Origin of the sequence: Corynebacterium appendicis CIP 107643 (genome assembly GCF_030408415.1) — a bacterium.
GTDB lineage: Bacteria > Actinomycetota > Actinomycetes > Mycobacteriales > Mycobacteriaceae > Corynebacterium > Corynebacterium appendicis.
The window spans coordinates 2,165,868-2,181,333 of sequence record NZ_CP046976.1 but is presented as its reverse complement, the minus strand read 5'-3'; the positions used below and the strand labels follow the sequence as shown (position 1 = coordinate 2,181,333).

General features: G+C 66.1%; 14 protein-coding genes. 9 read left to right on the top strand and 5 right to left on the bottom strand.

The window, feature by feature from the left end:
* The first annotated feature begins 13 nt into the window (after positions 1-13).
* Both CAPP_RS10620 and CAPP_RS10615 read left to right on the top strand, forming a co-directional pair.
* A complete protein-coding gene (locus tag CAPP_RS10620; RefSeq protein WP_076599464.1) occupies positions 14-928 on the top strand; it encodes a DUF5926 family protein in 915 nt (304 codons plus the stop codon).
* Positions 929-945: 17 nt separating this feature from the next.
* Complete coding sequence (locus CAPP_RS10615; protein ID WP_076599465.1) at positions 946-2,343, top strand: amino acid permease; 1,398 nt, start codon at positions 946-948, stop codon at positions 2,341-2,343.
* Between the two features lie 12 nt (positions 2,344-2,355).
* On the opposite strand, the gene CAPP_RS10610 is transcribed toward CAPP_RS10615, so the two are convergent.
* A complete protein-coding gene (locus CAPP_RS10610; protein WP_076599466.1) occupies positions 2,356-3,717 on the bottom strand; it encodes an LCP family protein in 1,362 nt (453 codons plus the stop codon).
* A 503-nt stretch (positions 3,718-4,220) separates the two neighbouring features.
* A complete protein-coding gene (locus CAPP_RS10605) occupies positions 4,221-4,931 on the bottom strand; it encodes a CPBP family intramembrane glutamic endopeptidase (RefSeq protein WP_076599467.1) in 711 nt (236 codons plus the stop codon).
* Between the two features lie 24 nt (positions 4,932-4,955).
* Here CAPP_RS10605 and pheA point away from each other — a divergent pair, with 24 nt between their 5' ends.
* The gene (gene pheA, locus CAPP_RS10600; protein WP_076599468.1) at positions 4,956-5,882 is read left to right on the top strand and encodes a prephenate dehydratase; all 927 of its coding nucleotides are present in this window, start codon (positions 4,956-4,958) and stop codon (positions 5,880-5,882) included.
* Positions 5,876-6,514: a histidine phosphatase family protein gene (locus CAPP_RS10595; RefSeq protein WP_076599469.1), complete on the top strand. Its 639-nt coding sequence runs from the start codon at positions 5,876-5,878 to the stop codon at positions 6,512-6,514. Before pheA ends, CAPP_RS10595 begins: the two co-directional genes overlap by 7 nt.
* On the opposite strand, the gene CAPP_RS10590 is transcribed toward CAPP_RS10595, so the two are convergent.
* A complete protein-coding gene (locus tag CAPP_RS10590) occupies positions 6,511-6,858 on the bottom strand; it encodes a metallopeptidase family protein (RefSeq protein ID WP_076599518.1) in 348 nt (115 codons plus the stop codon). The two genes, CAPP_RS10595 and CAPP_RS10590, sit on opposite strands and share 4 nt — an antisense overlap.
* Entirely contained in the window at positions 6,858-7,934 is a 1,077-nt protein-coding gene (locus tag CAPP_RS10585; protein WP_076599470.1) for a septum formation family protein, read from the bottom strand. The genes CAPP_RS10590 and CAPP_RS10585 overlap by 1 nt, the downstream gene beginning before the upstream one ends.
* 60 nt (positions 7,935-7,994) lie before the next feature.
* Between CAPP_RS10585 and serS the strand changes: the two genes are divergently transcribed.
* Genes serS through glpK form a run of 5 tightly spaced genes read left to right on the top strand, consistent with a single transcriptional unit; the run spans position 7,995 to position 13,229 of the window.
* Entirely contained in the window at positions 7,995-9,257 is a 1,263-nt protein-coding gene (serS, locus tag CAPP_RS10580; protein ID WP_076599471.1) for a serine--tRNA ligase, read from the top strand.
* A gap of 7 nt (positions 9,258-9,264) precedes the next feature.
* Positions 9,265-10,125: a lysophospholipid acyltransferase family protein gene (locus CAPP_RS10575; protein ID WP_076599472.1), complete on the top strand. Its 861-nt coding sequence runs from the start codon at positions 9,265-9,267 to the stop codon at positions 10,123-10,125.
* The gene (locus CAPP_RS10570) at positions 10,125-10,859 is read left to right on the top strand and encodes a lysophospholipid acyltransferase family protein (protein ID WP_076599473.1); all 735 of its coding nucleotides are present in this window, start codon (positions 10,125-10,127) and stop codon (positions 10,857-10,859) included. Before CAPP_RS10575 ends, CAPP_RS10570 begins: the two co-directional genes overlap by 1 nt.
* Positions 10,860-10,865: 6 nt before the next feature.
* On the top strand, positions 10,866-11,687 hold the full coding sequence (locus CAPP_RS10565; RefSeq protein WP_076599474.1) for an HAD family hydrolase: 822 nt from the start codon (positions 10,866-10,868) through the stop codon (positions 11,685-11,687).
* A gap of 21 nt (positions 11,688-11,708) precedes the next feature.
* A complete protein-coding gene (glpK, locus tag CAPP_RS10560; protein WP_076599475.1) occupies positions 11,709-13,229 on the top strand; it encodes a glycerol kinase GlpK in 1,521 nt (506 codons plus the stop codon).
* Here glpK and CAPP_RS10555 read toward each other — a convergent pair whose 3' ends face one another.
* Entirely contained in the window at positions 13,230-15,365 is a 2,136-nt protein-coding gene (locus CAPP_RS10555; protein WP_234958893.1) for an N-acetylmuramoyl-L-alanine amidase, read from the bottom strand.
* Between the last annotated feature and the right edge of the window lie 101 nt (positions 15,366-15,466).

The window sequence follows — 15,466 nt, the reverse complement described above, 5'->3', positions numbered from 1 at the left end:
TAGATTTGTCGGCATGGCCAAGAAGAACCGCAAGAAGAAGGAAGTTCTGCCTGAGGGCATGAGCCGCCGCCAGGCGAAGCTAGCGGCCCGCGCCGCAGAACGCGAAGCACTCCAGAAGGACCCCCGCCCGTACAAGGGCCTCAAAGCCGAGACCGACCTAGTCGCCCTGCAGGAATTCGTCCCCTCCGCAGTGGCGACGGTGGATGTCAAAGGCACCGAGGTCAATATAGTCACCGTGCTGCCCGGCGCCGGCGCTGCCCTGCGCCGCCCGGAGGAGGACGGCGGCGAGCGTTTCGTCGCCCTCCAGGTGCAGTCGCACTCCCAGAACCCGAACCGCGACCTCGCTTACGCCCTGAACTGGGTGCTCGAGGCCGAACCGGGCGCGACCCTGGGATCCACCGCCGCCGACGGCAACCAGCCAGAGCTCACCACCCTGCTCGACGAGTCCGCCGAGCTGTCCATTACCTCCCACGACGATTTCAACTGGTGGTTCACCGACTCCGCCGCCGGCAACCCGCAGGTGGCGCAGGCGCTCGCGCGCGCCAACGACGCCGTGCTGCCGTCCGAGGAGATCAAGACTGACCTGCCGGGCTCTATCTGGTGGGTCAACCCGGGCGGCGGCAAGGCCCACATCCGCTGGGTCCGCCCGGAGGAAGACGAGCGCAAGATGCTCGTCGCCCTGGCTCGCATCGCCGCACGCGGCGAGCTCAACCTCGGTGAGGGCACCAAATTCGCCGGTGCCTTCCGCACACACGGCCTGCTCGTTCCGGTCTTCGATCTCGACCCGTCTGTCGCCGCCGACGCCTACGGCGACGCACTGAAGAAGGTCAACGACGCGATCGCGGCTGAATACGACAACGATGCCCAGCTCACTGCTGATGAGCGCAAGCAGCTGGAGAACATCAAGTCGCGTCAGGTCACCATTTAAAGCCCCGGGGGTCAGTCATGGCTTCGCAGTCAGGGCGCGCCGGTTTGAGCACGCGCCACCTCAATTTCATCGCGCTCGGATCCGCTATCGGCACCGGCCTGTTCTATGGCTCTGCCGGTGCGATCCAGGCGGCGGGCCCGTCGGTCCTGCTGGTCTACCTGCTCGGCGGCGCGGTGGTGTACTTCCTGCTCCGCGCTCTCGGCGAGATGTCCGTCCGCCACCCGGTCCGCGGGTCTTTTGCGGAGTACACCCGCGCCTACCTGGGCGGCGCAGCCGGTTACCTGACCGGTTGGATGTTCGCTTTCGAGATGGTCATCGTGGCCTTGGCGGACCTCACCGCCATCGGCATCTACATGGGCTTCTGGTTCCCGGATGTCTCGCGTTGGGTGTGGATCGTCGCGGCCCTGCTCATCGTCGGTGCCGCCAATGTGGCCAGCGCTAAGGCCTTCGGTGAACTGGAATTCTGGTTTACGGTGGTCAAGGTCGGGGCAGTGGTCGCCATGATTCTCGCGGGTGCGGCCGTGCTCATCTTCGGCCTGTCCACCGCCGAGACCACCGGTCCGGTGAACTTGGTCAACGACGGCGGATTCTTCCCCAACGGTTTCACCGGCATGGTCGCATCGTTCATCCTCGTGCTCTTCGCCTTCGGCGGCACAGAGATCATCGGCGTGGCCGGTAGCGAGGCGACCGACCCCAAGACAGCTGTGCCGAAAGCGGTCAACACTGTGCCGGTGCGCATCCTGCTCTTCTACGTGCTGTCCATCCTGGTCATCCTCATGATCAACCCGTGGCGCACGATCACCGGCGATGAATCCCCCTTCGTGCAGATCTTCTCCACCCTCGGGGTGAACTGGGCCGCCGGCCTGCTGAACTTCGTGGTCATCACCGCCGCGCTGTCCGCCATCAACGCGGACCTCTTCGGCGCTGGCCGCGTGCTCACTGGCCTAGCGAAGCAGAACCTCGCGCCCCGCGTCATGGCACGGACCGTCCGCGACGTGCCTGTCATGACAACGGTGATCCTGATGCTCGTGATGGTCATCGGTGTCATCGCCAACACACTGATGCCGGAACGCATCTTCAGCGTCATCGCCTCTCTGGCCACCTTCGCCACCATCTTCGTGTGGCTGATGATCCTGCTCGCGCACCTCGCCTCCCGCCGGTCCTTGACCGCCGAAGAGGTCGCAGCCCTCGACTACAAGACCCCGCTGTTCCCGTACGGCCAGTACTTCGCCGTTTTCTTCATCCTGTTCACCTTTGGGATCATGGTCTGGCTGCCCGAGTTCCGCGGCGCATTCTTCGTCGGCCTCGCGTTCAGCGTGCTGTGCGTGGCGATGTACTACCTCACCGGCCGCCACAAATTGCCGGAGGAGCCGGTGGGCGTCGTGCAGGAGACGCCTGCACAGCGCGTCGATTAGCTCTTCGTGCGTCTAGCGCAACCCGGCGAAGAGCTGCTCCGCGGCCGCGTCGTCCCACACGAGGACGCTGCCCACGTCGGTGTCGATGAAGTTTCCGAACGGCACCGTTTCCGTGTTCACCCCTCCGCGCAGCGCGAATGCCATGCGCGCGAGGTGCCAGACGTGGTCGCCGTCGCCGACGATGAACATGCTGCTGCCTCGCAGCGCTACGGGCACAAGGCGGAACGGATTGAGCAGCACCGTCGGCGACATAGTCTTCTTCATGAGCGCGCCGACGAATTCACGCTGCCGCTGCACGCGGTCGAGGTCGCCCATTGCTGTCGCGCGGGTGCGCACGTAGCCCAGCGCCGTGGGGCCGTCCATCGTCTGGCAGCCTGCCTGGATATTGAGCTGCGCCAGCGGGTCGTTGATCGGCTCCGTCGGGCACAGCTCCACGCCTCCGACCGCATCGGTGATGCCGGCGAGACCGCCCATGCCGATCTCTGCGTAGTGGTCGATGCGCAGGTGCGTCGCGTTTTCAACCGTTTCGGCTAGAAGCTTCGGCCCGCCGAACGCGAATGCCGCGTTGATCTTGTCCATGCCGTACCCGGGAATCTCGACGTAGGAGTCGCGCGGGATCGACACCAGCGTCGCTTTCCCGCCGTTGGGGATGTGCATGATCATGATGGTGTCCGTGCGTCCGGTGCCGATATCGCCCCCAGTGCCCAACCGCTCCACGTCTTTCTCGCTGAGACCTTCACGCGAGTCCGAACCGACGATGAGCCAGTTCGTGCCCGCGGTATTGGGAACTGGGTTGTCCGGGAACGCGTCCACGCGCGTCAGCCGCGCGTCCACAAATAGGCCGCCAGCGATGACGAAGACGATCAGCAGCGACAAAAGCGTCGGGATGCACCCTGCGCGCGGGCGCGGAACACGCAGCTTCGGCCGCGGCTTCCGCTTCGGCTGCGGCGCCGGCCGCTCTGGCCGCACGCGCCGTTCCGGCGACAGCTCCAACTGCGGCTCCCGGCGCTGCTCGCGCTGGCGCGACCTGGCCGCCCTTCGTTGCTGCTCGCTAACCAACGGCGTGCGCCTGGGCTCGTAGGAGGTCTCCCGCGGCATGTACTGGCGGGGCTGCGAGGACCTCGGCTGCGGTTGCCTCGGCTGGAGAGTCTCCCGTACAGGGCGCTCGCCTCTCTCAGGTCGCACTGTGCGTTTGGGTCGTACGGTTCGCTCGGGTCGCACCGTGCGCTCCGGCCGCTCAGCTGCTGGCGGCTGGCTCGCTGACCGTTTCCGGATCGGCCGGCCGTACCTATCGATCAGCGGCTTCCCGTCTTTGCCCACGAGAAAGTCCCCCGGGTTGTCCCGGGGGTCGTTGGAGTGCGGGGTCGTCGACATGGGGTACATCTTAAACCTCGGCACCACGAGTCCCAGTATTTAACGGCCGTAACAGCAGGGAACTCTACCGGACTATGCGCTGCATAGTTCCTGGGGTTTCGTAGCGAGGGACTATGCGCTGCATAGTCGCCGCGGTCTGCCGAATCTTCGTCTACAGCTATGCCCTGCATAGTCCCTGGTTTTGCGGCGGCGGTCCTTTGCAGGCTTTGCCAAAGCTGTATTCGGTCAGCCTCAACTGACTTGCATGTGTGGATCCGCATGAATCGAGTGTCGGCGGGGCAGTTCCGCTGGATTTTCGGTCTTCTTCTCGGTTCATGCAGAAATACTCATGTGGGTCGGTTCATGCACGGCAGTTCATGCGTGTGCCGATGCGGCGGCCGGGCGGCAGGCGGACAGGCCGGTAGGCGGACAAGCGTTTGGACCGCACACACCACGGCCGACCACTGTGCAGCTATGCGTTGCATAGTTCCTGGGGTTTTGCGGCAGCCCAGAAAGCTGCACAGTCACACCCCCAGCCATCCCAGGTCGAGGAAGAGGTAGCCGAGGTAAGCGACGGCGTCGATGAGGAAATGGGCGAGGATGAGGGGCCAGATTTTGCCGGTGCGGTGGTAAAAGTAGGCGAAGATGACGCCCATGGCGATATTGCCGATTCCGGCGGAAAACCCTTGGTAGAGGTGGTACGTCCCGCGCAAGACAGCGGAGGCGGCGATCGCGCCGGCGACGGGGGCGCGCAGCTGCTTGAGACGGGTGAGCAGCCACATCACCACGACGGTCTCCTCGGCGAATGCGTTGGCGGCGGACCAGAGGAGCAGGAGGGGGACTTTGGCGGTGTCGGTGGCGGGGACGATCTCTTTCGTCCAGCCCATGTGCAGGGACACGACGTACAGGGCCAGGCCGGGGATGCCGATGAGAGCGGCCAGGCCGGCACCCCACGCCCAGTCGCGCCAGCGGGGGCGGGGCAGGGAGACACCGAGGAGGAATAACGCTAAACCACCCCAGGCCAGCAACGTCGCGGCTGAGGCGAGCTGCAGGGCGACGTCGAGCCAGGAAAGTGAGGAGGCGGAGTCGTTGAGCACCGTGCGCTGGTGGTTGAGAGGGGTGGGGGACAGTGTGGCGTCGATAAGCTTGAGCCCCGCGCGCACGCCGGACATGCCGAAAGTGACGGTGAGGACGAGGAGAACCTCGAGCGTGAGGCGGCGCCGGTCGGTGGTCATGGGTCAACTGTAGGCTGTGGAAGCATGAGCACGACGAGCGTTGCGTACCTGGGGCCAGCCGGGACGTTCACTGAGGAAGCGTTGTGGCTGTTCCGCGACCACATTTCAGGCGAAATTGAGCCGCTGCCCGTCGATTCGCCGTCGGAGGCGCTGAACGCGGTGCGCGAAGGCCGCGCGCAGTACGCCGTGGTGGCCATCGAGAATTCTGTCGACGGCGCGGTGACCAGCACGTCCGACGCTTTCGTCGAGGGCGGCGGGGTGATGATCTACCGCGAGGTGGAGCTGCCCATCAGCTTCGCTGTCATGACGCGTCCGGGCTTTTCGTTGAGCGACGCACAACGCTTTTCGACGCACCCGGTCGCCCACCGCCAAGTCCGCCGCTGGCTGGAGGAGAACCTGCCCGGCGTGCCGTTTTCCGCCGCGTCGTCGAATGCCGCCGCCGCGAAAGCCGTTGCTGAGGGCGAGGCTGATGTGGCAGCCGCCCCGCGCCGGGCCGCGGACCTGTTCGGGCTGGACGTCCACGCGGAAGGCATCGCGGACTTGCGCGAGGCGCGCACCCGTTTCGTGCTGGCCGGGCCCGTCGGTGTGCCCACGAAGCGCACGGGCAACGACCGCACGTCGGTGGTGTTCCAGCTGCCCAACGAGCCGGGCACGCTAGTCGGCGCGCTGCAGGAATTCGCCTACCGCGGCGTGGATCTCACCCGCATCGAGTCCCGCCCGACACGTGAGGCGGCGAACACCTACAACTTCTACGTCGACCTCGTGGGCCACATCGACGATGTCCCCGTCGCAGAGGCGCTGCGCTCCCTGTGGCTGCGCGCGTCCACCATCGCGTTCCTGGGCTCTTGGCCGCGCTTCGACGGCGGTGGCGAGGACCGCATCGTCGACCCGCAACGACTCGAACAGGCAGAACAATGGGTCCGCGCGGCCCGGGAAGGAACCTCATGCTGATCTTGCTGCGCCACGGACAAACCACGTCGAACGTGGACCACAAGCTGGACACGCTTCTCCCCGGTGCCGAGCTGACGGAGCTCGGCCGCGAGCAAGCCAAGGCCGCGGGCGAGGAGATCCTGGGCGCCTACGAGGTCGACCGCGTGATTTCGTCTCTGGCCACGCGCGCGAAGCAGACGGCGCAGATCGGATTCGGCGGGCGCTTTTCCGACATTCCCGCCGTCGAGGGCATCCAGGAAGTCCACGCGGGACGGTGGGAGATGCGCAATTCGCGCGAGGCGCACGAACAGTACTTGACCGCATTCCGCCGTTTCTACCGCCGCGAGCTTGAGGCGCTTATCGACGGAGGCGACACCCTCGACCTCTTCCTTTCCCGCTACAAGGGCGGTCTTCTCCCGTACGCCGCGCAGGAGGGAACGACCGTGGCCGTGTCCCACGGCGGCGCGATCCGTGCGTTCGCCGCGAACGCCTGCGAGATCGACCCGGGCTTCGCGGAGGCGAGCTACCTGCCGAACTGCCAGTACCTGGTCATCGACCCGGCGGCGGGCCCGACCGGCGATCCGGTGGAGGATTTCGGCCAGTGGCGCGTGGTCCGCTGGGCGGAGTACCCGCTGCCTGGAGAGTCGAGCTAGCCCCAGCCCAGGTGGTGGAGTTCGTGCTCCTCGAGCCCGAAATAGTGGCCGACCTCGTGGAAGACGGTCACCTTCACCTCGTGGCGTAGCTCCTCTTCGTCGGAGCAGAGATCCTCGAGGGCGTCTTTGTAGATGAACACCGCATCGGGCAGGAACCCGGTGTGGTTGGAGCGCTGCTCGGTCAGGGGAACGCCCTCGAAAAGGCCGAGTAGCTCGGGATTGTCCTCGTTGTAGGGCCGCGCCAGCACGACCATATTGGTCATGTGGCGTGCGAAATCCTCGGGGATCTCGTCGAGGGCGTCGTTGATCATGCCCTCGAAAACCTCGTCGCTGACCGGCACTATCATGGTGCGGCGGCCGGGCTGGCGCCCGCGGGGGCGTTATTTTCCGCTTCCTGCTGCTTCTTCTGCTCCTCGCGCAGCGGGCGGCGCGCCGGCGGGGCCTTCGGGGTCTGGCCGTCGACCTTGAGCGCCTCGCGTCCGTCCTTGGCGGTCCCGGTGATCGGGGCGAACTTGCCGTCCTTCGGCGCGACTAGGCCGCAATTCACAGACCGGCTGCCGCCGTCCCACGCCTGGGTGGAGATGGTGCCCCAGTACACCTGCAGGGTGGACTGGTACAGGTTCTCCTCATTGCCCAGGTAGTTCTCGGCGGCCTTGGCGCAGACACCGTCGAGGTGCTTGTCCTGGTCCTCCGGGGAGGGGGTGCGGTCGGCGAAGACGGGGGCGAGGTCGACGATCTCGGTCACCTCGATGTGGTGCGGTTCGGCGCAGTCCACGGCGCGCAGGTTATTCGCCTCGTCGGTGACTTCGCAGGTGCCCGGCTCGGCCACGCGGGCCTGGTCCTGTTCGGCGGCGTGCCCCGTGGTGAGGATCGGGGTGCCGTCGGTATCTGTCTCCTGCAGACCGCAGAGCATGGTGCGGTCTCCTTTCGCCCAGGCCTCTGCCGGGGGCAGGATCGGGGCGATTGAGTAGCGGCCGGACGGGTCGTAGCGGCCGTTCAGGTACCTGATGGAGGCGGTCTGGCACAGCTCCTCGCGCAGCTGCGCCTGGCGAGTCGGGTTCGGGGCCTCTGAATTCGGGCCGAATTCCGCCGTCGGATACGTGTTCAGGTCCTCGCGCGAGGACACCTCGAAGCGGTGCTCGTTATTGCAGTCCGTCTCCGTGAACCCCGTGACCGTCCCGTCCGGGCCGACATCCCAGGTCAGGCACGCGCCACGGTCTGCGGCGGTGAAGGAAGGGGTGGGCTCTTCGTCGACCATCGCCGTCTGCTGCGCTGGTCCGACGGGGGCCTCGCCCGCTTCGTCGCTGACGGCATAGTCCGTCGCTGCGGCGTAGGTGCCCACGCCGAGAGCTCCGGCCAGCATCGCCACCACAATGGTGCGCAGGCCGGATGTGCTCAGAGAAGATTTCTGTGCAGCCATGGTTTACATCATGCCTTATGTGGGGCCACGCGTTAATCCCACGGGGTAGGGTTGGTATCCGTGATCGATCTGAAGTTTCTGCGTGAAAACCCCGACGTTGCCCGCGCGTCCCAGCAGGCCCGCGGCGAAGACCCGGCGCTGGTGGACCAGCTCCTGGCCGCCGACGAGAAGCGCCGCGCCAGCATCCAGAAAGCGGATGAGCTGCGCTCCGAGCAGAAGGCATTCGGCAAGAAGATCGGCCAGGCCGCTCCCGAAGACCGCCCCGCACTCCTGGAGGGCTCCAATGAGCTGAAGGAGAAGGTCAAGGCGGCAGAAGAGGAGCAGAAGGCGGCGGAAGCGGACGTCGAAAAGCTGCAATACCGCATTGCGAACATCGTGGAAGATGCCCCTGCCGGCGGCGAGGAAGACTTCGTCGTGCTCGAGCATGTCGGCGAGGTGCCGGAATTCGATTTCGAGGTCAAAGACCACCTGGATCTGGGCGAAGCGCTGGGGATCATCGACATGAAGCGCGGCACGAAGGTCGGCGGCGCGCGCTTCTACTACCTCGTCGACGACGGCGCGTGGATGCAGCTGGGCATGCTGATGCTGGCCGCGCAGAAGGCGCGCGAGGCCGGCTTCAAGGTCATGGTTCCGCCAGTGCTGGTGCGCCCCGAGATCATGGCGGGCACCGGTTTCCTCGACGCGCACGACGAGGAAATCTACTACCTCGAGCGCGACGACATGTACCTGGTGGGCACCTCCGAGGTGGCGCTGGCGGGCTACCACCGCGACGAGATCATCGACCTGTCCGACGGCCCACTGCTGTACGCCGGCTGGTCCTCCTGCTTCCGCCGCGAGGCGGGCTCGTACGGCAAGGACACGAAGGGCATCCTGCGCGTCCACCAGTTCGACAAGCTCGAGATGTTCGCCTACTGCAAACCCGAGGACGCGGAGGAGATGCACCAGAAGCTCCTCGGGCTCGAGCGCGAGATGCTCGCCGCCGTCGAGGTGCCGTACCGCATCATCGACGTCGCGGCTGGCGACCTCGGCTCCTCTGCCGCCCGCAAGTACGACACCGAGGCGTGGGTCCCATCGCAGGGCACCTACCGCGAGCTGACTTCGACTTCGAACTGCACGACCTTCCAGGCCCGCCGCTTGGGCACCCGCTACCGCGACGGCGACGGCAAGACGCAGACCGCGGCGACGCTCAACGGCACGCTGGCGACCACGCGCTGGCTCGTCGCCATCCTGGAGAATAACCAGCGTGCCGACGGCTCCGTGGCCGTCCCCGAAGCACTCCGCCCGTGGGTGGGCAAAGACGTCCTGACGCCGAAGAAGGGGTAAACACACCATGCGCAGGTTCCACGGCTTGTTCAATGTCCCGGACGACTTCGAGCGTCCCGCGCCGCACCCGGTGGAATCGAAAGAGCGTTTCTACCAGGGCATCATCGGCGGCTTCAAGAAGATCATGCAGGCCCAGGGTCTGCAGTTCTACGTGAACGGCGCGGAGAACGTCCCCACCGAGGACGGCGCTCTGTTCGTGATCAACCACACGGGCTACTACGACTTCATCATCGCCGGCATCGGCCCGCACCTGCGCGGCAACCGCCTGGTGCGGTTCATGGCGAAAAAAGAAGTCTTCGATATGAAGGTCGTCGGCGCGCTCATGCGCGGCATGAAGCACGTCCCGGTCGATCGCGCGGCCGGTGCGGCGTCCATCACGGAAGCAGTGAAGTGGCTGCGCAGCGGTGGTTTTGTGGGCATCTTCCCGGAATCGACGATCTCCCGCTCCTTTGAGTTGGCCGACTTCAAAACGGGTGTGGCGCGCATCGCCCACGAGGCCGGCGTGCCGATGATCCCGACGGTGATCTGGGGTTCCCAGCGCCTGCTCACAAAGGATCTGAAGAAAAACCTCGGGCGTTCGAAGACGCCGATCATCGTCTCCTACGGCGAGCCTGTCACCGCCACCGGCGACCCGGAGAGCGACACGCAGCGCGTCAAGGACGCAATGCAGGAGCTTCTCAACGCCAACCGGGACGAGTACGAGCACCGTTTCGGCCCGTTCCCGGACGGTCTGGACTGGATGCCGGTCTCCCGCGGCGGGTCTGCCCCCACGCTCGAGGAAGCGAATGAGATTCTCGCCCGCGAGCGCGAGGAGAAGCGCAAGGCGAAAGAAGTCAAGCAGGCGAAACAGGCCAAAGGCGGCTCCTGATGAGTGTGCCCCAGGGCTACCGCGCCGACAGCCACGTCTTCTTGGTTCCCGAGGACGCCCCGGTCACGCCGGTGCAGCCCGGGTGGCGTCGCGAATACATGTACCGGCTGATCAGGGCGACCGTCGTTCCTCTTCTGCGTCTTCAAGACGCGAAGTTCTATGTCCACGGCCTGGAGAACGTGCCCGCTGAAGGGCCGACGATCGTGGCGGGAAACCACATCGGTTACTACGACTTCATTTCCGGGGCGCTGCCCGGCCTGCTGCGCGGTCGCCGCCCGACGCGGTACATGGTCAAAAAAGAGCTGTTCGACCACTGGCTCATGGGGCCCGTCTCCCGCGCCGTCGGCCACGTGGAGGTCGACCGGTCGCTGGGCGCCGGCAGCGTCGACGAAGCGGTGCGCCGGTTGGGGGAGGGCGAGCTCATCGGCATCTACCCCGAAGGAACCCTGTCCGAATCGCTGGAATTGGGCCGCTTCAAGACCGGTGCGGCCCGCATCGCGCAGGCCTCCGGCGCACCCCTGATTCCCATCGCTACCTGGGGCACGCAGAAATTCTGGGTCAGAAGCGGCCCCAAGGAAATGGGGCGCGCGCACCTGCCGGTGGTCACGGTCATCGGTGAACCGGTGGATGTCTCGGGCACGGCAGAGGAGGCGACGGAGAGGCTGAAAGGGGCCGTCGATAAGCTGCTCATTGAAGCGCGCGAGCTGTATGCCGAGCTGGAAACTGGGAGGTAGAACGTGGTGGCGCCGAAGCTGATTGTGAGCGACATCGACGGCACGCTGCTGGACAGCAACGGCCGAGTGAGCCCGCGTCTGCGCGATGCGCTCACCCGTGCTGTGCGCGCCGGGACGAAGGTCGCGCTGGCCACGGGCCGGCCGCACAGGTGGCTGGCGCCGGTGCTCGACCAGCTGCCGTTCACCCCGATGTGCGTTTGCGCGAACGGCGCTGTTGTCTACGATCCCTCGCACGACGACGTGCTCCACCGCCACGAGCTCCACCCGGAGACCCTCGGCGAGATCGCGCGCACGGCCGCTGATGTGTTGGCAGGTCGCGGCGAGTACGGTTTCGGTGTGGAGCGCGTCGGCGACTCGGCCTTCGACCCGGAAGACCAGTGCTTTCTTATCACCCCTGGTTATAGTACGGATCTGTGGGATATCGGCTACGGCGTCGTCGACGTCGGCGAACTCGTATCCGTGCCCGCGGCGAAAATCCTTGTGCGGCATAAGGCGATGACCTCTGCCGAACTTTTCGACCTCGTTGCCCCCGCCGTCGACCCGCAGCGCGCGCACGTGACGTACTCGATGAACGACGGGCTGCTCGAAGTCAGCGCGCCGGGCATCAACAAGGCCGCCGGCGTGTCCATCGTGGCCGCTGAGCTGGGCATCGACCCGCGGGACGTCATCGCGTTCGGCGACATGCCCAACGACATCGAGATGCTCGCCTGGGCCGGCACGGGCGTGGCCATGGGCAACGCCGCACCGATCGTGCACGACGCCGCCGATGCGACCACCGCGTCGAACGACGACTTCGGGCTCGCACGCGTCATCGAGCAATGGTTCTAGTCCGTACGGTTAAATAGCCCCATGCCGTTCATCGCCGCCATCGACCAAGGCACCACGTCCACCCGCTGCTACATCACCACCGTCGACGGCGACGTGGTGGGTACCGCGCAATTCGAGCACGATCAGATCATGCCGCGAGAAGGCTGGGTCGAGCACGACCCGCGGCAGATCTGGCGCAACACGCGCCGCGCACTGTCCGAGGCGCTTGTCGACGCCGACCTGGAGCTCGAAGACGTCGACGCCGTCGGCCTGACCAACCAGCGTGAAACCGCTGTGATCTGGGACAAGAAGACAGGCCGGCCGATATATAACGCGATCTGCTGGCAGGACACCCGCACCGAGGAATTCGGTCCGGAGGGTGCCCCGAAGGACCGCTACATGCGCAAAACGGGCCTGCTGGCCAACTCGTACCCGGCGGGACCGAAGTGGGCGTGGATCCTGGACAACGTCGAGGGTGCGCGCGAGCGTGCGGAGAAAGGCGAGCTGCTCGCCGGCACCGTGGACACGTGGCTGATCTGGAATCTCACTGGCGGCGCGCACCGCGGGAAGAAGGGAGGCATGTTCGACCTGTTCACCACCCGAAGCCGCGTTCAGCACGTCACCGACGTGACCAACGCATCGCGCACGTTGCTGATGGATTTGGAGACCCTCGAGTGGGACGAGGACCTGTGCGAGGAGATCGGCGTGCCGCGCGCGATCCTGCCGGAGATCCGCCCCAGTTTCGGCTCGTTCGGCGCGATGCGCCGCAAGAAGGGCAACCGCGATGTGCCGATCACGGGCGTACTCGGCGACCAGCAGGCCGCGCTGTTCGGCCAGGGCTGCCTCAAAGAAGGCGAGGCCAAAATGACCTACGGCACCGGCCTGTTCATGCTGCTCAACACCGGCGACGAGGCGCAGTTCTCCGACCACGGCCTGCTCACCACCGTCGCTTACCAGCAGGCGGGCAAGCCGCCGGTCTACGCGCTGGAGGGTTCTGTCGCGGTCGGCGGCTCGCTGATCCAGTGGTTGCGTGACCAGCTTGGCATCCTGGCGTCCGCCGCTGAATCGGAGGAGCTCGCTTCCCAGGTCGAGGATTCCGCCGGTGTGGTGATCGTCCCCGCCTTCTCCGGCCTGTTCGCCCCGCGTTGGCGCCCCGACGCCCGCGGCGTGATCACCGGCATCACGCGGTTCACCGACCGCCGCCACATCGCCCGCGCCGCGCTCGACGCGACCTGCTTGCAGACCGTCGAGGTCGTGCGCGCCATGGAGGCAGATTCCGGCATCACGGTGGATAGCTTGCGTGTCGACGGCGGCATGACCGGCAACGACCTGCTCATGCAAATGCAGGCCAATGCCCTCGGAGCGAATGTGGTGCGCCCAGACAATATGGAGACCACAGTCATGGGTGCTGCCGGCGCCGCCTGCGTCGGCGCCGGTTTCGCGCAGAAGCCGCTCAGTCTTGGCGGCGAAACCACCTGGGAAAGCGAAATGGCCGGCCCCGACCGGGACCGGCTCATTTCTCTGTGGGAGGAAGCGGTCGCCCGCTCCCTCGATCTCGCCTAATTACCTCTCGACGTTCACGTCCACGTTGCCCGTGTTCGCCGTGTAGGTGATGTTGCCGCGCTCGAATTCGACGCGGACGTCACCGTTATTCGCTGCGTCGTCGCTCTTGACCGGGCGACCCAGCGGGCCGAGATCCAAACCTTGCTTCAGCCACGCGTTGGCGATCTTCTCCGACATGACGATCTCTTCGCCACCGCTGCTGAGGATCGCGATGCCCCTTTCGAAGAAGGCGTACTCGTCGCCGCCCACGCCCTGGATGATGCCGTCGAGCTGGCCCAGCACCGGCTCGAGCCTGCCCCAGGTGGCCTTCGCCTCGTCGCTGCCGACGAGGTCGACGACCTGGCCGACCAGCGGGCGCATACTGCTCAAGGTCATGCCGGGCAGGACCTCGAAGTTCGCGATCTGCTCGACCTGGCTCGGCAGCATATCGTTCGCCGCCGCCGCCAGCAGGAGCGCGCCCGCGACCGTGCCCGCAGCAGCGGCGATGGCTTCCGGGTCACCGGAGAGCACCTTCTCGAAGGAGATCTGGCTCGAGGTGTTGGCCAGGTTATTGATCGTGGTGGCGGAGCCGTCGCCGTTCGAGACGTTACCGGTGTTGCCGGAATTACCGCTCGAGTCGTTGTTCGAGTTGCCCGTGTTCGGTGTGGACGGCTGCCACGGGGAGGTGTTGCCGCTGTTGACCTGGTTGTACTTGTCCTTGGCGTAGCGGCGGATGGTGTCCATCTGCGCGTACAGGTTGTCGCCCGGGCAGTCGTTGTAGTGGAAGTCGCGGTGGGCGTTGATGTTGGGGAACGTCGCGCCCTGGCCCGCGCTGTACTTGGAGCCGCCGAAGTTGAAGTTCGCCTGCAGGTAGGACTTGCCGGTCGGGTCGAACTTGGCCACGGACGCCTTCCAGCCGATGATCTCGCCCATCGCCTTGAGCGCTTCCTGCGTCGGGGTGGCGGTGCTGTAGTCGCCCATCATGGACACGCCGAAGGTGTGCTTGTTGAAGGCGCCGACGTGCGCGCCCTCGACAGCGCGGTCCAGGCCACCGGCGCGGCCCTCGTAGATGTTGCCGTACTTGTCCACCAGCGCGTTGTAGCCGATGTCGCCCCAGCCGCGGGTGACGGCGTGGTACTGCCAGATGCCTCGCATGACGCCCGGTGCCTGCGCTGCCGAGTAGTTGTTCGAGCCCGCGGTGTGGTGCACAGTCGCGGCCTTCACAGGCTCGGTGTAGGTCGGGTTGCTGCTTCGGCCCGCGCCCCAGGAGGAGCGGGACACGACGCGCGGCATGCCATTGGCGTTGGACTGCGCGGGAGCGATGTCGCCGTCCACCGTGCCCTCGCCGCCGTCGATGAACACGGCTTCGAGGTCGCCGGCATTGGTGACCGGGCCGGGAGCTTCGGCCGGAGCGTCTGCCGGTGCCTCAGCTGGCGCTTCGTCGCCGAGTTCTTCGACGTCCGCGACCGGCGCGATGTCGCCCAGGTTGGACGGCAGGGCGCGCGGCAGGTCGCCCATGGCGGCCGCCGCGCCATGCTCCGGCACGGTCGGAAGGTCGACGACGTCCGGGCTCGGCAGCGATTCGTCGTCAAGCGCCGGCTGTTCCGGCTGTTCCGGCTCCCCCGGCACGTCCGGGATCTCGTCCTGGTCGGTGACGGTTGTGGCTGTATCGATGTTCGTGTCGCCCAGGTCGACGTTAGCGGTGGACACCTGGATCTTCTTCGACGGCTCGACGTAGATCGGCTCGGTGCCCTGGATCTCCGATCCCTCCGGGCCGGGTTCCGGCTGCATGTGGTACCACTCCGACCACGAGCCGTCGGCACGCTGCGCGCGGACGTAGGCCGCGATATCGCGGTCGCCGGTCCACGTGAGGCCGAAGATGGAGAATTCCTCGTCGCGAGTGAATTCCTTCACGGTGCGCGGTTCATCGCCCTCGCCCTGCGTCGCGATGGCCGCGTCATCGACCACGACGTTTTCGCCGTCGCCGAAGGAGGCGGACGAGCTGGTGACATTCACCTCGCCGCCGCCCACGTCCTGGGTCTTGAGGATCTCGTTGCCGCCGAACGCGCCTGCGGCGACGAGCGCGACGGAGGTGACGGCCGCGAGGACCGGGGTTTTCCGGGCAGAAGCCGGATTCAGCCGACGTCGTTGTTTCACGGTGATCGCTCCTGATTCGATAGTTACAGCTGTGACTAATCTAGATCGTAAGGTACGGATGTTAAAATTGTTAGCAATGTGATTGTCGGCGTGTCGCGTGT

Coding starts and splice junctions, on each gene's coding strand:
- CAPP_RS10620 (WP_076599464.1), top strand. CDS start 14: ATGGCCAAGAAGAACCGCAAGAAGAAGGAAGTTCTGCCTGAGGGCATG.
- CAPP_RS10615 (WP_076599465.1), top strand. CDS start 946: ATGGCTTCGCAGTCAGGGCGCGCCGGTTTGAGCACGCGCCACCTCAAT.
- CAPP_RS10610 (WP_076599466.1), bottom strand. CDS start 3,717: ATGTCGACGACCCCGCACTCCAACGACCCCCGGGACAACCCGGGGGAC.
- CAPP_RS10605 (WP_076599467.1), bottom strand. CDS start 4,931: ATGACCACCGACCGGCGCCGCCTCACGCTCGAGGTTCTCCTCGTCCTC.
- pheA (WP_076599468.1), top strand. CDS start 4,956: ATGAGCACGACGAGCGTTGCGTACCTGGGGCCAGCCGGGACGTTCACT.
- CAPP_RS10595 (WP_076599469.1), top strand. CDS start 5,876: ATGCTGATCTTGCTGCGCCACGGACAAACCACGTCGAACGTGGACCAC.
- CAPP_RS10585 (WP_076599470.1), bottom strand. CDS start 7,934: ATGGCTGCACAGAAATCTTCTCTGAGCACATCCGGCCTGCGCACCATT.
- CAPP_RS10575 (WP_076599472.1), top strand. CDS start 9,265: ATGCGCAGGTTCCACGGCTTGTTCAATGTCCCGGACGACTTCGAGCGT.
- CAPP_RS10570 (WP_076599473.1), top strand. CDS start 10,125: ATGAGTGTGCCCCAGGGCTACCGCGCCGACAGCCACGTCTTCTTGGTT.
- glpK (WP_076599475.1), top strand. CDS start 11,709: ATGCCGTTCATCGCCGCCATCGACCAAGGCACCACGTCCACCCGCTGC.